14 protein-coding genes are annotated in these 15,950 nt (G+C 36.8%); 9 read left to right on the forward strand and 5 right to left on the reverse strand.

Translation table 11 applies throughout. The annotated features are described in order from the left end of the window. Positions 1–67 precede the first annotated feature (67 nt). From DLK05_RS10270 to DLK05_RS10280, 3 genes are all read right to left on the reverse strand, one after another. Entirely contained in the window at positions 68–1,051 is a 984-nt protein-coding gene (locus tag DLK05_RS10270; protein ID WP_127343916.1) for a long-chain-fatty-acid--protein ligase, read from the reverse strand. A 421-nt stretch (positions 1,052–1,472) separates the two neighbouring features. Further along, entirely contained in the window at positions 1,473–3,398 is a 1,926-nt protein-coding gene (locus DLK05_RS10275; protein WP_127343917.1) for a tetratricopeptide repeat-containing sensor histidine kinase, read from the reverse strand. A 241-nt stretch (positions 3,399–3,639) separates the two neighbouring features. Continuing rightward, on the reverse strand, positions 3,640–4,881 hold the full coding sequence (locus DLK05_RS10280) for an OmpP1/FadL family transporter (RefSeq protein ID WP_209319826.1): 1,242 nt from the start codon (positions 4,879–4,881) through the stop codon (positions 3,640–3,642). A 218-nt stretch (positions 4,882–5,099) separates the two neighbouring features. Between DLK05_RS10280 and DLK05_RS10285 the strand changes: the two genes are divergently transcribed. Then, the gene (locus DLK05_RS10285; RefSeq protein ID WP_127343919.1) at positions 5,100–6,260 is read left to right on the forward strand and encodes a Fic family protein; all 1,161 of its coding nucleotides are present in this window, start codon (positions 5,100–5,102) and stop codon (positions 6,258–6,260) included. A gap of 109 nt (positions 6,261–6,369) precedes the next feature. Here the strand turns inward: DLK05_RS10285 and sucD are convergent, their stop codons facing one another. Together sucD and sucC are read right to left on the reverse strand one after the other, a co-directional pair. Further along, a complete protein-coding gene (sucD, locus tag DLK05_RS10290; RefSeq protein WP_127343920.1) occupies positions 6,370–7,245 on the reverse strand; it encodes a succinate--CoA ligase subunit alpha in 876 nt (291 codons plus the stop codon). Further along, complete coding sequence (sucC, locus tag DLK05_RS10295) at positions 7,245–8,414, reverse strand: ADP-forming succinate--CoA ligase subunit beta (RefSeq protein ID WP_127343921.1); 1,170 nt, start codon at positions 8,412–8,414, stop codon at positions 7,245–7,247. Before sucC ends, sucD begins: the two co-directional genes overlap by 1 nt. Positions 8,415–8,998: 584 nt before the next feature. Between sucC and DLK05_RS10300 the strand changes: the two genes are divergently transcribed. From DLK05_RS10300 to DLK05_RS10335, 8 genes are all read left to right on the forward strand, one after another. Further along, complete coding sequence (locus DLK05_RS10300; RefSeq protein ID WP_127343922.1) at positions 8,999–9,394, forward strand: YbjN domain-containing protein; 396 nt, start codon at positions 8,999–9,001, stop codon at positions 9,392–9,394. A 21-nt stretch (positions 9,395–9,415) separates the two neighbouring features. Further along, positions 9,416–10,120: a PspA/IM30 family protein gene (locus DLK05_RS10305; RefSeq protein WP_127343923.1), complete on the forward strand. Its 705-nt coding sequence runs from the start codon at positions 9,416–9,418 to the stop codon at positions 10,118–10,120. Positions 10,121–10,244: 124 nt separating this feature from the next. Then, entirely contained in the window at positions 10,245–10,781 is a 537-nt protein-coding gene (locus DLK05_RS10310) for a DUF4178 domain-containing protein (RefSeq protein WP_127343924.1), read from the forward strand. 33 nt (positions 10,782–10,814) lie between these two features. Then, positions 10,815–11,618 (forward strand): hypothetical protein, encoded by an 804-nt coding sequence (locus DLK05_RS10315; protein WP_127343925.1) that lies wholly within the window; start codon positions 10,815–10,817, stop codon positions 11,616–11,618. A 55-nt stretch (positions 11,619–11,673) separates the two neighbouring features. Continuing rightward, positions 11,674–12,546, forward strand: coding sequence for a DUF350 domain-containing protein (locus tag DLK05_RS10320; protein ID WP_127343926.1), 873 nt, complete (start codon positions 11,674–11,676; stop codon positions 12,544–12,546). An 83-nt stretch (positions 12,547–12,629) separates the two neighbouring features. Then, positions 12,630–14,171, forward strand: a complete 1,542-nt coding sequence (locus tag DLK05_RS10325) for a polyamine aminopropyltransferase (RefSeq protein ID WP_127343927.1) — start codon at positions 12,630–12,632, stop codon at positions 14,169–14,171. Positions 14,172–14,193: 22 nt separating this feature from the next. Next, on the forward strand, positions 14,194–14,550 hold the full coding sequence (locus DLK05_RS10330) for an S-adenosylmethionine decarboxylase (protein WP_127343928.1): 357 nt from the start codon (positions 14,194–14,196) through the stop codon (positions 14,548–14,550). A 34-nt stretch (positions 14,551–14,584) separates the two neighbouring features. Continuing rightward, the gene (locus tag DLK05_RS10335; protein WP_498366003.1) at positions 14,585–15,637 is read left to right on the forward strand and encodes a potassium channel family protein; all 1,053 of its coding nucleotides are present in this window, start codon (positions 14,585–14,587) and stop codon (positions 15,635–15,637) included. Positions 15,638–15,950 lie beyond the last annotated feature (313 nt).

Genomic DNA, 15,950 nt, shown 5'->3' on the forward strand with positions numbered 1-15,950 from the left:
AGTTGGTCAGATTATTACTGAATTTTGGGAAAGCGTAGACGTTTTATTTCCCAAAGCTTAAAAAGATTTACTCGTTCACCAGCAGGTTGCAACCCCGAATATCCGAATGATCGAAACGACCGAGAATTTCGAAACTGCCATCGGTATGGATTTTCCCCAGATCTTTTGTTTCTATAAAGGAACAGGAATTAATATTTGCCAGATCAATTACATTCACACCTCCGGTGCGGCCGGTTTTTTCGTAACTAAAAGGATCGTAAGTATCGCGAATCATGATTTTCATCCATGCCGGAGTGCGAAACAAACTATTGCCTTTCGAGTAGGCTTGCGATAACAGTTCTGTCATGCCGTATTCCGAATGAATGTGATTTACACCAAATTGTTTGCACAAAAAGGCGTGTAACTCCTCGCGGGTAATTTCTTTACGGCGACCTTTCATACCTCCGGTCTCCATTACAATTATATCCTCCAAGTTTAGTTGGTGATTTTCGGCTAAATCGAGCAGGGCAAAGCTAACGCCCAAAAGCAGTATCTTCTGCTTGTTTTTTTGTAGTTCGCTGATGGTGGCAAGCAGTTCTTTGTGGTTATGAAGATAAAAACCACTTTGCGGATGTTTGCTGTCCCGAATTAGATGCTCCATCATATAAATAAGGGAGGATCCTTCTCTTTCGAGATAAGAGGGAAGTAAGGCCAACACACAATAGTCTTCTATCGATCCGTAAAATTGTTGGAATCCCAGTTTAAAACTGGCTTCGTAAATACTTAAATCGGGAACAAAATGCCGACTGGTTAAATTGCCTGTGGTGCCGCTACTGGTAAATATGGCTTGTGCTTCGGCATCGGTAGAAACAATTTTGTGCGATTTAAAAAATTCAATTGGCAAAAAGGGAATCGATTCCAGGCTTGTGATTGCAGATACCTTACAGTCCAGATGATTCAGGTATTGCTGATACAGCTTATTATTCTTTGCTTGAAACCTGAATATTTTTAATGCCAGCGCTTTAAATTCGTTTTCGTTGCCTACGCTAAATATTTCCTTTGCCTCTATCATTTCTATTACATTATTTGTGCACAGTGCTACCAATAGGTGATGTCCTGCTTTTCTGCTGCAAATTTAATCGAAATTACCGAAGTAGGAATATGTGCTATTGCGAGAGGTATAGATTTGTTTTCTCAGATTAGAATTAAAGTGTCAATATTGTCCTAACTTGATTGGCACTTCGCCCAAAGCCGATTTCATTTTTTGGCTCTTAAGAAACACTTTTTGAATGAAGCTGCTGAATCCCAGTGTTTATTTGGTTCATAGCTTTAATTCATTAATGTAATTACTTGATCCCAGAAACGGAAGTAAAAAGATCAAGGTTGCTGAGAAATAAACCCTTTACAGTGTTATTAGCCATAAACATATGGTTTCGAAATAAAAGATATAAATAAACAGAAACGTTTAGGACGATATTGTTTTTGGATATGTTTTAATTCTGATGTATCGTAACAGGAATACTATAAGTAACCTGAGTGCCATGCGTACTAGCATCTATATTTTTTAAATCAACAATCTCGAAATTCATTTTCTTCGACGATTTAAAATTGTAAATCTTCACCCGATCTAAAGCAATGGAGGTAGCCAATGATTTGTGGCCTTTTTTCACTTCATTCTTTTTGGCTTCCTCAATCCCTATTCCATTATCTCTGATCTGAAATTGAAGCAATTTCTGATTATCTGTAAGAAAAATATTGACTTGAATTTCGGCGTTGGGATTGTTTCGAAGTTGTCCATGTATCAAAGCATTTTCAACAAATGGTTGAGCCAACATGGGAGGAACAAAAATGGCATCCGGGTCGATGTGTTCCTCCACATCAAAGTGATAGGCGATATCATTTTCGAAGCGTAATTTCTGTAAGCCGATATAATCTTCCAGAGTATTCAATTCGGTTCGCAGGGAAACGAATTCCTGTCTTGAGTTTTCCAATATTCCTCGTACCAGACTTGCCAATCGCGATAAATAATTGTTGGCCTCGTCATTTCTGTCATCGAGAATAAAACTCTGAATGGCAGTTAGTGAATTGAATAGGAAATGAGGATTCATCTGAGTAAGCAATACCTTCTGGCGCAAATCCATTATCTTATGATCGGCTCGCAAACGGTTCATCCGCAAGGAAACCAATACGGCTACAATACCTAATATCAACACTACCAGTAAGGTTGTGATCCATGCATTTTTTTTATCCAGTTCTAAATTTTGAATCTGTGTACGCTGTTGTAAGAGTTCAAATTCTTTTGCTCTTTGTTCTGTTTCAAATTTTGCCAGTAGATTATTATACCGCTCTGTGGTTTCCTTATTTTCCAGTGAATCCTTTATCTGAATGAGTTCGGTTTGATAATGGAAGGCTTTTTTAAAATTGGTTTGTAATCTATAAACGTCAGTCAATGACTGAGATATTTCGGATATCCATTTGAAATTATTTGATTTTTGAGCCAGCTGATTTGCTTCCTGTAGATAGCTTTCGGCTTCTTTATATTTCTTTTGGTCTATTAAAATTTTGGCAATTTCTAACTTCGAGCTGATTACTCCATTCTGATCGCCTAATTGGATCCTTACTGCTTCAGTTTTTTTTACCTCATGAAAAGCAGAATCTAATTTCCCCTGAGCATGGTACAAAAATCCAATATTAAAAATAAGTTTCGATTCGAATAATTTATTACCAAGCTTTGCATTCTCTTCGAGTGATTGCTTATAGTAATTTAAACTAGCTTTAAATTCCTTTCTTTTTTCATTTACAGCTCCCAGGTTGCAGTAGGCATTAGCAATTTCTTTAGTATTCTTAAATTTTTTGAAGTTTATAAGGGCTAGTTGATAATATTTTTCTGCATTAGTTAAATCACCCGTTTCGTTGTAGAGATTCCCCAGATTATTGAGAACGCTACCCATGCCTCTTTGGTAATTGTATTTTTCATAAATCTTAAAATTTTTCAGATAGTATTCTAACGCTTTATCATATTGTCCTTTTTTTCTGTATAAAAGTCCAATATTCCCTAATACTTTACCGATATCAACCTGCGACTTTAATGCTTCAAACTGTGGGATTGCTTTATTGTAGTAGCTAAAGGAGGAATCAATGTTTCCTATAAAATAGTAGTTTATTCCTTGAGCTTTGTAGGCTTTTGCTGATAACTCCGGATTATTAAGCTCCTCCGCCATTTTAATTGCTTTCTGACAAATCTCAATACTTTGTTCAAGAGAAACATTTCGAAGAACCTTGGAAGAATCTAAGTATTCAGTAACTCTATCCGTCAATATTACGGTCTTTGAGTTATTTTTCTTCTGAAAAAATCCAATTGAATGTACCGAATTGGAAAACATACAAAGTAGTAATATGAATAGGGCTATTTGTTTCATGATTAGCGAGATTGGTTAAGTGGAGCTAAAATCTCTGCAAAATATCAATATTAAGTAAGTTCACCGAATTGTAGAGCTTTTTATTTGATATTTTGTGTAAAACATATAAGAGGTGCAATTAATTAACCTCGATGATCATGAAGGAGATTTAGTATGTCTCATCTCAAAATGTAAGGCAAAAAAAATGAGTCTAATCTGGATGGATTAGACTCATTTTTAAATGATGTTGTAGTAAAAGAAATTAGAAATTGTATGTAACACCTATTCCTGGAATCCAACCGGTATTTTTATATTCGCCGGAAAATCCAGTAGTAGAATCTGTAGCCTTTGTTTTTTCACCGTTAATGTAAAGAAGAGAAGCATCTAAACTTAACTTGTTGGTAAATTTGTATGAAAACCCAGTTGAAACTCCAATTTTATTTGCACCTGGAGTTTCCGGAGTATAAAAATCTTTCTGAGCTGGTGTTTCATCGTAATAGAAACCAGCTCTAAGATCTAATTTTGAGTTTGCAGAATATTGTGCACCAATTCTGTAAATCATTGTATTGTCCCAATTTCTTGGACTTTTAGAATCTAACATTCCGGTTGGATCATTTTCAAAATCGAAATCTAATGATTTATATTTATTCCATTGCACGAAGTTTACATCAGCCGAAACCAACCATTTATTATCAATTTGATAGGCAAGTCCAATATTGAAACTGGCTGGCATTGGAAGGGTTGCTGCAACTCCTCCATCGGGAAATACTGGTGCAAAAGCTGCTGGGATATTTGAAAATTTTGCATCTCCATCTGAATAATCCAGATCAATATCTACTTGTGAGCGATAAGAAAGGCCGATATTAAACTTTTCAGTAGGTTGAAGAAAAACGCCTAAGTTATAACCATATTTTATTTTGTTACCGCTTAATTCAACACCTCCATTTGTAATAAAAGAACCATCAGCAGGATTTCGGATTGGAAATTCTTTGTTTAGAGTAAATTCTCCGTATACAATATTTAATCCGGCACCTACACTAATCCAATCAGCCAATTGATAGGAAATTGTTGGTTGGATATAAATAGCTTTTAATTCGATATTCTGAATTAAATATTTTCCAGACCAGTCTTTACCCCAATCTACTTTATTTCCAAATGGAGTATAAACACCTAAACCAATCGCAAGTTTATTGCTTACTTTTACCGATCCATATAAATAGAATGGTGTTCCGGTTGGGTTATCTGTTTCTTCTTTACCTAAAGCTCCGGTGTATTCTGTTTTGATTAGAGTTGCAAATCCTCCAACCGAAAAACTGTATTTTTGATCTAGTGTAGCTAAAGCTCCGGGATTCCATTGCATACTACTGGCATCAAAGTTTAAGGCAGTTCCAACATGTCCCATACCTACTTGCTTGTTTCCTTGAAGATTTACTGCGAATCCTTCTGCTTTAACATTATAAGCCAACACAATAATGGCAATTGCTAAAAAAACTTTTTTTATCATAAGTTGATGTTTTAATTTTCGCTTGGAATATAAGTGAAATTTTAAAATTTCTATTTTCATTATACAAGAACAAGCAATTTGTTATTCGTAATAGGCAGAAAATCAAAAATATAGACATATCTGGATTCCTTGATGAAAGCTGATATCTAGCAGGTGTCTGAAGTTTTTATTAAATTATTTTTACTTTTGCCTTCAATAAGATCATTTTATTCAATGATATGAATGTTAATTTGAATAAGAAACCGAAAGGAGATTTCGGTTATCAAAGCTATAAGGTGGGTTATAGAAGTGTAACAGCTTCATTAATTAATCGTTCTTTTGAATGGAAAGACAAGCAGATCAATATATTATTGGAATCTGCTATGCTTGATTTGGGAGAATTGAATGCCTATTCAAAGTTCTATCCAAATTTAGAGCAGTATTTACCTTTGTTTGTTGCGCAGGAGGTAATTGCCTCGAATTTAATTGAAGGAAGTAAATGTAGCCTATCTCAGGTCTTTCTTCCTGACACTTCAAAGAGTTTTAAACGGATATATGAACAGAAGGAAATCACCAATCATATAAATGCAATAAACTGGGGAGTAGAGGAATTAAAAAAGTTTCCACTTTCGGTTCGCTTAATCAAAGAATCTCATAAAATACTATGCAAGGACTTACCTCAGAAGGAGGATTTTGCAGGTAAATTTCGTCCCTATTTTCAGGCTAGTGATAGTAAATTTGATCAGAATTCAGAATATGTACCTCCGAATAAACACGAATTAAAAATATTAATTAACGATGGTAAAAAATTCTGGAGAAATGATGATTTGGAATTGCCTCAGTTAATAAAAATGGCCATCTCCCTTTTTCAATTTGAGAATATAATGCCATTTCTGGATGGTAACGGACGAACTGCCCGAACCTTAATACTGTTTGAAATTTTAAGTCTGTATTTCGTATCCAGGCCTATTTTTTGTTTATCCGTGTTTTTTGAAAAGAACAGATTGGAATATTATCATCGCTTGAATCTGGTACGCACGAAAAATGATATTGAACAATGGATTAAGTTCTTTTTGACAGGTATCAAAGAATCAGCAATTCACAGCAAGGATATCTTAAGCAATATTGAAAAATTAAATGAGAAGTATCTTTCTTTGATTGATCGGGATATGGGTAAGAAAAGACAAGCGAGTGCCAAACAATTGCTTCAGGTTTTTTATCGTAACCCCTATCTCTCCGTTAATGAAGTAAAAGAAAAACTCAATGTGAGTTTTCAGTCTGCGAATCAAATTGTTAAATGTTTTGAGGAAAGTGGATTGATTCGGGAACAAGCTGGTGCTCGTCGTAATCGAATTTTTTACTTATGGGAATATTTAGCTTTGTTTGACTTATTGCAGTAAAAGAATAGTTCACGTCCCGAAGAAATTCGGGATGCTTTTTTTTGATATTTATACCAAAAATAAAGACTGATTCCTTTTTGAAATCAGTCTTTATATCAGGCTCTTAGTATTATCCTAAAACCTCTTTTAATTTTTTACCAATGTCAGCTGGGGATTTCACAACATGAATTCCCGCAGCTTCCAAAGCTTTCATTTTTTCTTCAGCAGTACCTTTACCTCCTGCAATAATTGCACCTGCGTGTCCCATACGTTTTCCCGGAGGTGCTGTCTGTCCGGCAATAAAGGCAACAACAGGTTTATCAACGTTCTCTGCGATATAAGCTGCAGCAGTCTCTTCGTCTGATCCACCAATTTCACCAATCAAAACAATTGCTTCGGTTTTGGGATCTTCGTTTAGCAATTTTACGGCATCAATATGGCGAGTACCGATGATTGGATCTCCTCCAATACCAATTGCAGTAGACTGGCCAAAACCGGCTTCCACCAATTGGTGAACTGCTTCGTAGGTTAAAGTTCCCGAACGAGAAATAATTCCAATAGTTCCCGGTTTATGAATAAAGCCAGGCATAATACCAATTTTTGCTTCTCCAGGGGTTATTACTCCCGGACAATTTGGACCGATTAATCTGGTGTTCGGATATTTTTTCAAATATTCATGAACCTCCAACATATCCAGACTTGGAATTCCTTCAGTAATACAGATCACTAAAGCAACTCCGGCTTCAGCAGCTTCCATAATAGCGTCAGCGGCAAAAGCTGGCGGAACAAAAATTACCGAAGCATTTGCTCCTGTTTTCTCAACAGCACCTCGCATGGTATTGTAAATTGGAATTTTATCCATAAACAATTGGCCACCTTTACCTGGCGTAACACCTGCTACTACATTCGTTCCATATTCTAACATTTGTTGGGTATGGTAAGCCCCTTCAGAACCAGTGATTCCCTGAACCACCAGTTTTGTATTTTTATCAACTAGTACACTCATTATGCTTTGATGGTTTTAAGGGTGGAAACAACTTTCTCAGCAGCATCTCTTAGCTCTGTTGCTGCAATAATATTCATTCCTGATGCTTCCAGAAGTTTTTTGCCTTCTTCAGCATTGGTACCTTGCAGGCGTACCACAATCGGCACCTGAGTATCGATATTCTTAATTGCTTCAATTACTCCTTTAGCAACCCGATCGCAACGTACGATTCCACCAAAAATATTAATCAATACGGCCTTCACATTTTTATCGGAGAGAATTATTCTAAATCCTTTCTCTACAGTTTCTGCGGATGCAGCACCACCAACATCTAAAAAGTTCGCTGGTTCTCCTCCGGTAAGTTTAATGATATCCATGGTTCCCATTGCTAAACCAGCTCCGTTTACCATACAACCAATATTACCATCCAATTTGATGTAATTCAAACCAGATCTGCCAGCTTCAATTTCCATTGGTTCCTCTTCATCCAAATCACGCAAGGCCATAATGTCTTTGTGGCGATATAATGCATTGTCATCGAAGTTTGCTTTTGCATCTAAGGCAATTACATCGCCTTCTTTGGTTACGACTAATGGATTGATCTCGAAGAGAGAAGCATCAGTTCCCATGTATGCTTTATATAAGGCTAGAAAAAATTTCACGCCATTTTTTAAGGCATCACCAGTCAGGTTTAATGCAAAAGCCATTTGTCTGGCCTGAAATGCTTGTAATCCTACAGCGGGATCAACGGCAACTTTTACAATTTTCTCTGGTGTTTCTTCTGCAACTTTTTCGATTTCCATACCTCCTTCGGTAGAAACCATAAAAGTAACCTTTGAACTTGCACGGTCGAAAACAATACCTGCATACAATTCCCGATCGATATTTGAAGCAGCCTCAATAAGCACCTTCTTTACCAATTTTCCTTCTGGACCTGTTTGATGAGTAACCAGAGTCATACCCAATATATCATTGGCATATTGTGTGACATCTTGTGCAGTAGGAGCGAATTTAACTCCTCCTCCTTTTCCTCTACCTCCGGCATGAATTTGGGCTTTCACTACCACCGGCAGACCAATTTCGGTTGCAGCCTCTTCAGCTTCCTTAACAGAGAAGGCAATTTTGCTCTCTGGAACAGGAACACCAAAAGCGCGTAAAATTTCTTTTGCTTGATATTCGTGAATCTTCATTCTTAATAATTTTTTAGGCTTGGATATGACCTGCGTAAGCTCTGCTTGTGTTGTTTTTGTTGATTTTGAACAGGTTCAGGCAAGTCGGTTAATAATATATTTAATGCGTTGTTTTTTGATGAACCTAAATATATAAATATCTGCATGAAATTAAAAGGATGCTCCATGTAATTTTAAAGAGTTTTGGGTCTTTATTTACAAAATAAAAAGGATGTGATTAAGATTGTAGTAAAAAGGATCTGGTTATCAGGGATTGTAGTCTTGATATTTTATTGATGGCAAACTTAATTGGTTTCAGAATTGGTATTCTTTTCCAGGATTAGAAGTAATTTCAGTTAGAATATTTAGAATTTCTATTTAATCTCTTTTAGAAATCATGTAAAAACTCCTCTTTATCGAATAAAATAAAGATTCTCCTTAGTTTGTTTGGACACAATACATCCTATTTTGTAATTTCAAACTCAAACAAAAATTTATATGGAGAGGAGTGGTATTTATTCGTTTTGGCCAATCAGGATAAATATTTCCCGATACAGATAAATTGTTCTACATTTAATTGATTCAAATTAAAAAAAACAGAAAAAATGAGCACTAATTTTAATAAGGTGAAGGATTACCTTTTGAACTTGGAATATAATATTATTCAGGAAGATAAAGCGGAAGAATTGTTTGTTGTGGAAAACCCGGATGGTGGCATTACAAACCTGATTGTAGATTGTGAAGATCCAATAGTAATCATCGAAGGATTACTTTTCGAATTAAAGGAGGAGAATACGGATATTTACAAGTCGTTATTGATGAAAAACAGAGAAATTATTCATGGAGCTTTTGCTTTGGATGAAAACGGAAAAAAAGTTCTCTTTCGCGACACCCTTCAATTAGAGACTCTGGATCAAAATGAACTGGAAGCCTCCCTTAATTCGCTGGAGATGCTTTTGAGTGAATATTCCGAAGAGATAATTTCATTTTCGAAACTGTAATTTAAAATAGGATAAAAAGATATGGGAATTTTTAGCAGATTATTCAGCGTGGGCAAAGCAGAAGCTCATGCAGCTATAGATAAATTAGAAGATCCGATTAAGATGACCGAGCAAGGAATTCGGGACTTGAAGAAGGATTTAGATAAGAGTTTGCAAGCTTTGGCGGAAGTGAAAGCAATGGCTATTCGTAGTAAACGGGAGTTGAACGAACAAAAAGCCATGGCTAAGAATTACGAGCAAAAAGCCATGCTTTTGTTGCAAAAAGCAGAAAAAGGAGAGTTGGAAATGGCGGAAGCAGAACGTTTGGCTACTGAAGCTTTAAGTAGAAAAGAACAGTCCTCCGAAAGTGTTGCAAGAGCACAGGAGGAAGTAACGAAATTTGACACCAACATTAGTCAGTTAGATGCTAACGTGAAGAAATTGAAGTCTACGATTACTCGTTACGAGAATGAATTGAGGACTTTAAAAGCCAGAGCCCGCGTTAGTCAGGCAACACAAAAAATTAACAAGCAGCTGTCTGGGATTGATAGTTCTGGCACCGTTTCGATGTTGGAAAAAATGAAAGATAAAGTGGCCCAACAGGAAGCAATGGCCGAGGCTTATGGCGAAATATCCGTTGAAAACAGAAGTCTGGACGATGAGATTGATGCAACGCTAAGTGATACCAATGTGAAAGCAACAAATGCCTTGGAGGAACTAAAAGCAAAAATGAAAAATAAGCAATAGCTGTTTTTATAAATTGAAACGAAATGCCAATTTGAATCATCATTAATTCGTTTTAATGATGATTCAATACATGCTAAGTTTCTGATTGTGGTTTCAAGTGTAATTATTAATACATCAAATAAAAATGGGATTAGCCGATTTTTTTAAGCGAAAACAGCCCAAATATGATAGCACCAATATCCGGGTAACCGACCTGGATGTTGGTTTTGTTTTTGAATACGATCTGGAAACCTGGGAAGTGCAAGCAGCCTACGAATATGATTGGGGAGATAATTACTTCACGAGTGAATTCAAGATAAATAATGGATCTAAAACGCTTTTTCTTTCGGTGGAAGAGGATGATGAAATTATTTTGTCTCTATCCGAAAAGATTAAAGTACGAGCTTTGGGTGATGATGTTGTGGAGAAATTAATGAAAGTTCAAAAGCCACCGACTACTATTCTTTTCAAGGATAAAAAGTATTTGCTGGAGAAAGAAGCCCCGGGATATTTTAATGATGGAGAGCGAGGTGATAATTGGGTGGAATTTATTTCCTGGGATTTTGAGGAGGCTTCCGGCGATAACATCCTCTGTATTGAACAATGGGACGAGAAAGAATTTGAAGCCTCTGCCGGTAAAATCATCAAGGAATTTGAAATCTCTAATATTCTGCCAAAATAATATAGCTTTGAACCCTTTAAACAAATTCAATTTATGGATAATACAGTCACAAAAATAATCATCGGTGTTATTGTGGTGTTCTTTATTGCAAAAACTTGTGGTCGCAATAGAAACACATCTTCATCCGTTGCCGAAACCTGGCAAAAATCTCCTGTAGATCAGCTGATCAAAGATTTAAATAAGGAAGCTAACTTTTCTATTGTATTATTTGATATGGATGCAGATGAGGGTAGTATTTCCTCTGATAATTATCGGCACCAATATCAGATAATCATTGAGCGACCAGATACCGTTCTGGAACAAAAAACAGGTTGGAAAAATGTAAGCGAAGCTTTCTTCTCCCAAAATATCAATAATATGGGGATGGAAATTGTTTCGAAAAAAGACGGTGTGATCACCAAACAAGCAGTTCCTGCTGGTTACAATCACTATGTTGGAAATGAAAAATATGGACGATGGGAAAATCGTGGCGGCTCCTCATTCTGGGCTTTCTATGGGCAATATGCCTTCATGTCTTCCATGTTTAATATGATGTCCTACCGTCGTTCCTATTGGAATGATTATCGCACTGGAGGATATTACGGAAGTTCCCGTGGATACTACGGTCCAAGAGGTTCAAGTCCTGTCTTTGGCACCAAATCTTATACGGGTACAAGTGCTGGTCGTAGCAGCAAATGGGGAAATAAAACCTCTACTTTCAAAAATAAGGTGAGAAGCAGGGTCAGCAGGTCATCTTCCAGCTACAACCGTAAAAGAACATCTACCAGAACTACGCGAAGTTCTTCCAGATACAGAAGAAGCTCAACACGTTCGAGAAGTGGTGGATTTGGAAAATAAATTTCCTGAAAAAATTATTGGTTAAGTACATTTTATAAATCTTAGATTATTAATTATGACTTCATTATCAGAATTCTCCTATTTTGTTTATGATGCTGTGGTTTATCTCATGGTAGCATTTGTCATTTTCCTTATTGGTAAGTTTGTTTATCAGCTGCTTCATCCTTCGTTTAAGGTACGGGATGAGTTGGTGAAAAAGGATAATTTTGCCTTTGCCTTGTCTCACGTAGGATATTATGTCGGTTTACTTTTAGCCATTGGAAGTGCTATTGTTGGACCATCAAACGGTTTGGTAACCGATGTAGTTGATATAGCTGTTTATGGCGTTTTAGCCATCGTACTTTTGAATTGCTCTATCTTTTTATCCGACCTTTTAATGCTTCGGAATTTTTCTATCCGTAAAGAAATTATCGAAGATCAAAATGCCGGAACCGGTGTGGTGGAAGGAGCCGTTTCTGTAGCTTCGGGTCTTATTATTTTTGGAGCCGTTTCCGGAGAAAGCGGAGGATTGCTTTTTGGTATCCTAACCGCTGTGGTGTTTTGGGCATTTGGTCAGTTGGCACTCATTATAACCACTCGTTTTTACAATTGGATTACTCCCTACAATATACACGAGCATATCGAAAAAGATAATGTTGCCGTTGGAATAGGATTTGCCGGTGCTGTTATTGCAATTGGTAATTTAATTCGATTTGGGTTAACCGGTGATTTTCAAGGCTGGCTTCCATCTTTCACCGAAACTAGTTTTGAGTTGCTTGTGGGATTAATTTTGTTGCCTGTGATGCGATTGGTAACCGATAAAATTTTGTTGCCGGGTGAAAAATTGACCGATGAAATCATCAACCAGGAGAAACCGAACATTGGTGCTGCATTGATTGAAGCATTTGCTTACATCGGCGGTTCGGTATTAATTACCTGGTGTTTGTAGATATATTGTTCCAATTATCATGATAATTGTAGTTCTCTGGGTTGGACTTTGTTCCTTCTTGATAGTAAAACGTGTAGAAAAGAATGTTTAAAAATCGATCAACATTATTAAAAGCAGCAATTTTTGCCACCGGATTTTCGGGGGTAGTGGCTGAATATATATTATCCACTTTAGCACAGTATTTTTTAGGTAATTCTGTTTTTCAGTGGGTGATGATTATCTCCCTCATGTTATTTTCCATGGGCCTGGGAAGCCGATTGAGTAAAGGCTTTGAACTTAATTTGCTAAAAAGGTTTTTGCTAACGGAATTTGCCTTGTCGGTACTGGTTTCTTTTGCTCCTTTATTAGTTTATACTGCCTCGGCATACACGCAGGCTATTGGTGTGTTGATTTACGCTTTAGCTATTTTAATCGGTTTATTGATAGGAATGGAGATTCCTCTGGTGATCAGGATTAATGATGATTACGAGAACTTGCGTTTTAATATCTCCAATATTTTAGAGAATGATTATTACGGCAGTTTGTTGGGCGGAATATTTTTTGCCTTTTTAGGATTACCTGTTTTAGGTCTGATCTATACTCCCTTTGTTCTGGGTTTTGTCAATTTTTCGGTGTCCATAGTGGTGCTTTTCTTTTTGTGGAATCTGCTTAAAGTTGGAGAGAGAAAGATGCTGGCCGTTCTGGGTGCTTTTATTCTAGTATTGCTAAGCTTAGGAGTTTTTGTTACCGATCCGATTATTCGATACGGAGAGCAGCAAAAATATTCCGATAAGGTAATATATGCCGAGCAAACCCAATATCAGCGAATTGTAATTACCCAATGGAAAAAGGATTATTGGTTGTATTTGAATGGTAACGAGCAGCTTTGTACCAGGGATGAACTCATGTACCACGAGCCATTGATTCATCCGGCAATGACTTTACATCCAAATCCGGTGAACGTACTGGTTTTGGGAGGTGGTGATGGATGTGCTGTTCGCGAGATCTTGAAATATCCTAAGGTAAAAACCATTACGCTGGTGGATTTAGATCCTGCAATGACCAAACTGGCTCAAACAAATCCCATACTTACCAACTTGAATCAGCATTCATTTAGTAATCCTAAAGTCAACATTATTAATGAGGATGGATACAAATTTGTACAGGATAATGAAGATTATTACGATGTAATTATTGTGGATCTTCCCGATCCGAGAACCGTGGAATTGGGACGCTTGTATTCTCATGAATTTTATAAGACTTGCTATCATCATCTTCGTCCGCATGGTATTATCGTTACTCAGGCAGGAAGTCCGTATTTCGCTACACAGGCTTTCACTTGTATTTTAAATACCATGAAGAGTGCCGGTTTTGAAACTATTCCCATGCACAATCAGGTAATTACGCTTGGCGAATGGGGTTGGTGTTTGGGAGTGAAGCAAAGTCCATATCCTGATTTAAAAAAGAAATTGCAAAGTCTGCATTTTAAGGTTCCTACCCGATGGATCAACCACGAAGCAATGAGTTTGATTACCTCTTTTGGAAAAGAATTTTATCCGTGGGAAAAAGATACGGTATATGTCAACCGAATTCATAATCCGGTACTCTACAAGTATTATTTAAAAGGAAACTGGGATTTATATTGATAGCATTCAAAATTAGCAAGCAATGACAATATTAAAATCAAAAATATTAGACGCAAAGATTCACAATCTTCGTTTTTGGATTTCGGAATTCAATCCGGAGGTATTAGAATCGATGTTTCAAAATTTTCTGGAGGAAGCTGATTTTGTGATCCTGAATTTCTCGGATTATCATTTTCCCGTTCAGGGATATACCGCTTTTTGGCTGTTGGCAGAATCCCACCTGGCAATTCATACTTTTCCTGGCAAAGGCTGTTCGTATATCGAATTGAGTAGTTGTAATCAGGCAAAATCAGAATGTTTTCATAAATTAGTAAAGCAAAGTAAATTACAGGTAGATTGGAATAAGGCTGCCATGGAGATTAGTTTACCTGAGGATTAATTCCGTAAGCAGAAGGAGGCTTTTCGTTTTTGCAATTTGTCGCTATTACAATACAATTTATATGAAGAAAAAGCTGATTTTTTTTATTGCCGCACTGCTTTATGTTTCTGCAATTCTTAGCATTCAATGGTTCGAGAGTCAATCTGCCAATGGGAATATAAAATCGGTTGGGGATGCTTTTTGGTATGCCATTGTAACGCTTACAACGGTGGGATATGGCGATTTCTATCCGGTTACTATTCCGGGGAAAATTATTGGCTTGCTTGTGATTATTGGAAGTTTGGGTTTGCTGGGATTTATTATTGGCGAAGTAACAGTTAGATTTAATCGGTATATGGAAAAGAAAAAAAATGGTTTCTGGGGAACTGATTTCGAAAATCATTACATCATTATAGGCTGGAATGAGTTCGGAAAAAAGGTGGCGAATCAAATTATTTTAGCCGATCAAAAGGTTGCTTTTGTAACCAATTCGAAAGCAGATCTGGAATTGATTGACGACTTGTATACTTCTAAGGAGACTTTCTGCTTGTTTGCCGATTACTCGAATATGGAGGCTTATGCAAAAGTGAATATCGCACAATCGAAAAGGGTATTTGTTAATTTTAAGGAGGATTCGGAAACATTGGTTTTTGTGATTAATCTGAAAAAACAATATCCTACGGCAAATGTTGTGGTTACCTGTTCGAATCCAAGTTTAAAGGAGACATTCATAAATGCAGGTATCGATCATGTGATCGCCAAAAACGAAGTTGCCTCAAAATTAGTAGCTTCCTATTTGTTCGAGCCGCACGTGGCGGCTTATACCGAAGATTTAATTGCCACCAGTGTTGCCGATGAGGATTCGGATATTCAGCAGTTTTTAATTAAGGAGGACTGCGAATTTGCCGATTACGAGTATTTGGATGCTTTTATGAAGCTGAAAAAAGATTTTAATGCCATTCTCATTGGCTTGGTTCAGGATGGTAAAGTGCTGAAGAATCCGGATAAAAAAATTACCATACAGTCTGGTGATTATCTGATTTTAATCACCGGCGGACAAAGCAGGAAAATTCTGGAGAATTTTTTTGGTGTCCATCAAGGGGAGTGATTCCACTGTGGTGAATTCTTATATCGAACAGACCTGACGGGTTTTAAAAACCTGCCAGGTCTGTGTATATTTAAACCTGTTTTCCAGATCTTATTCCATTATTGTCCTAATTAAATTGGCGCTTCGCCCAAACCCGACTTCATTTTTTGGCTTGATCCAAAAAATAGAAGCAAAAAAGATCAAGGCTGCTTTTTAAATACCTTTCTTATTTGCCTCATGCTTAAGTGCGGCCGGGGGATTTTCGAACAAAGTTCTCAACTTCCCGGTCTTACTAAAGCTTTCGTAAAACGAAAGATATTTAAAGAAGATGCCA

Source organism: Ancylomarina longa (assembly GCF_003996985.1).
Lineage (GTDB): Bacteria > Bacteroidota > Bacteroidia > Bacteroidales > Marinifilaceae > Ancylomarina_A > Ancylomarina_A longa.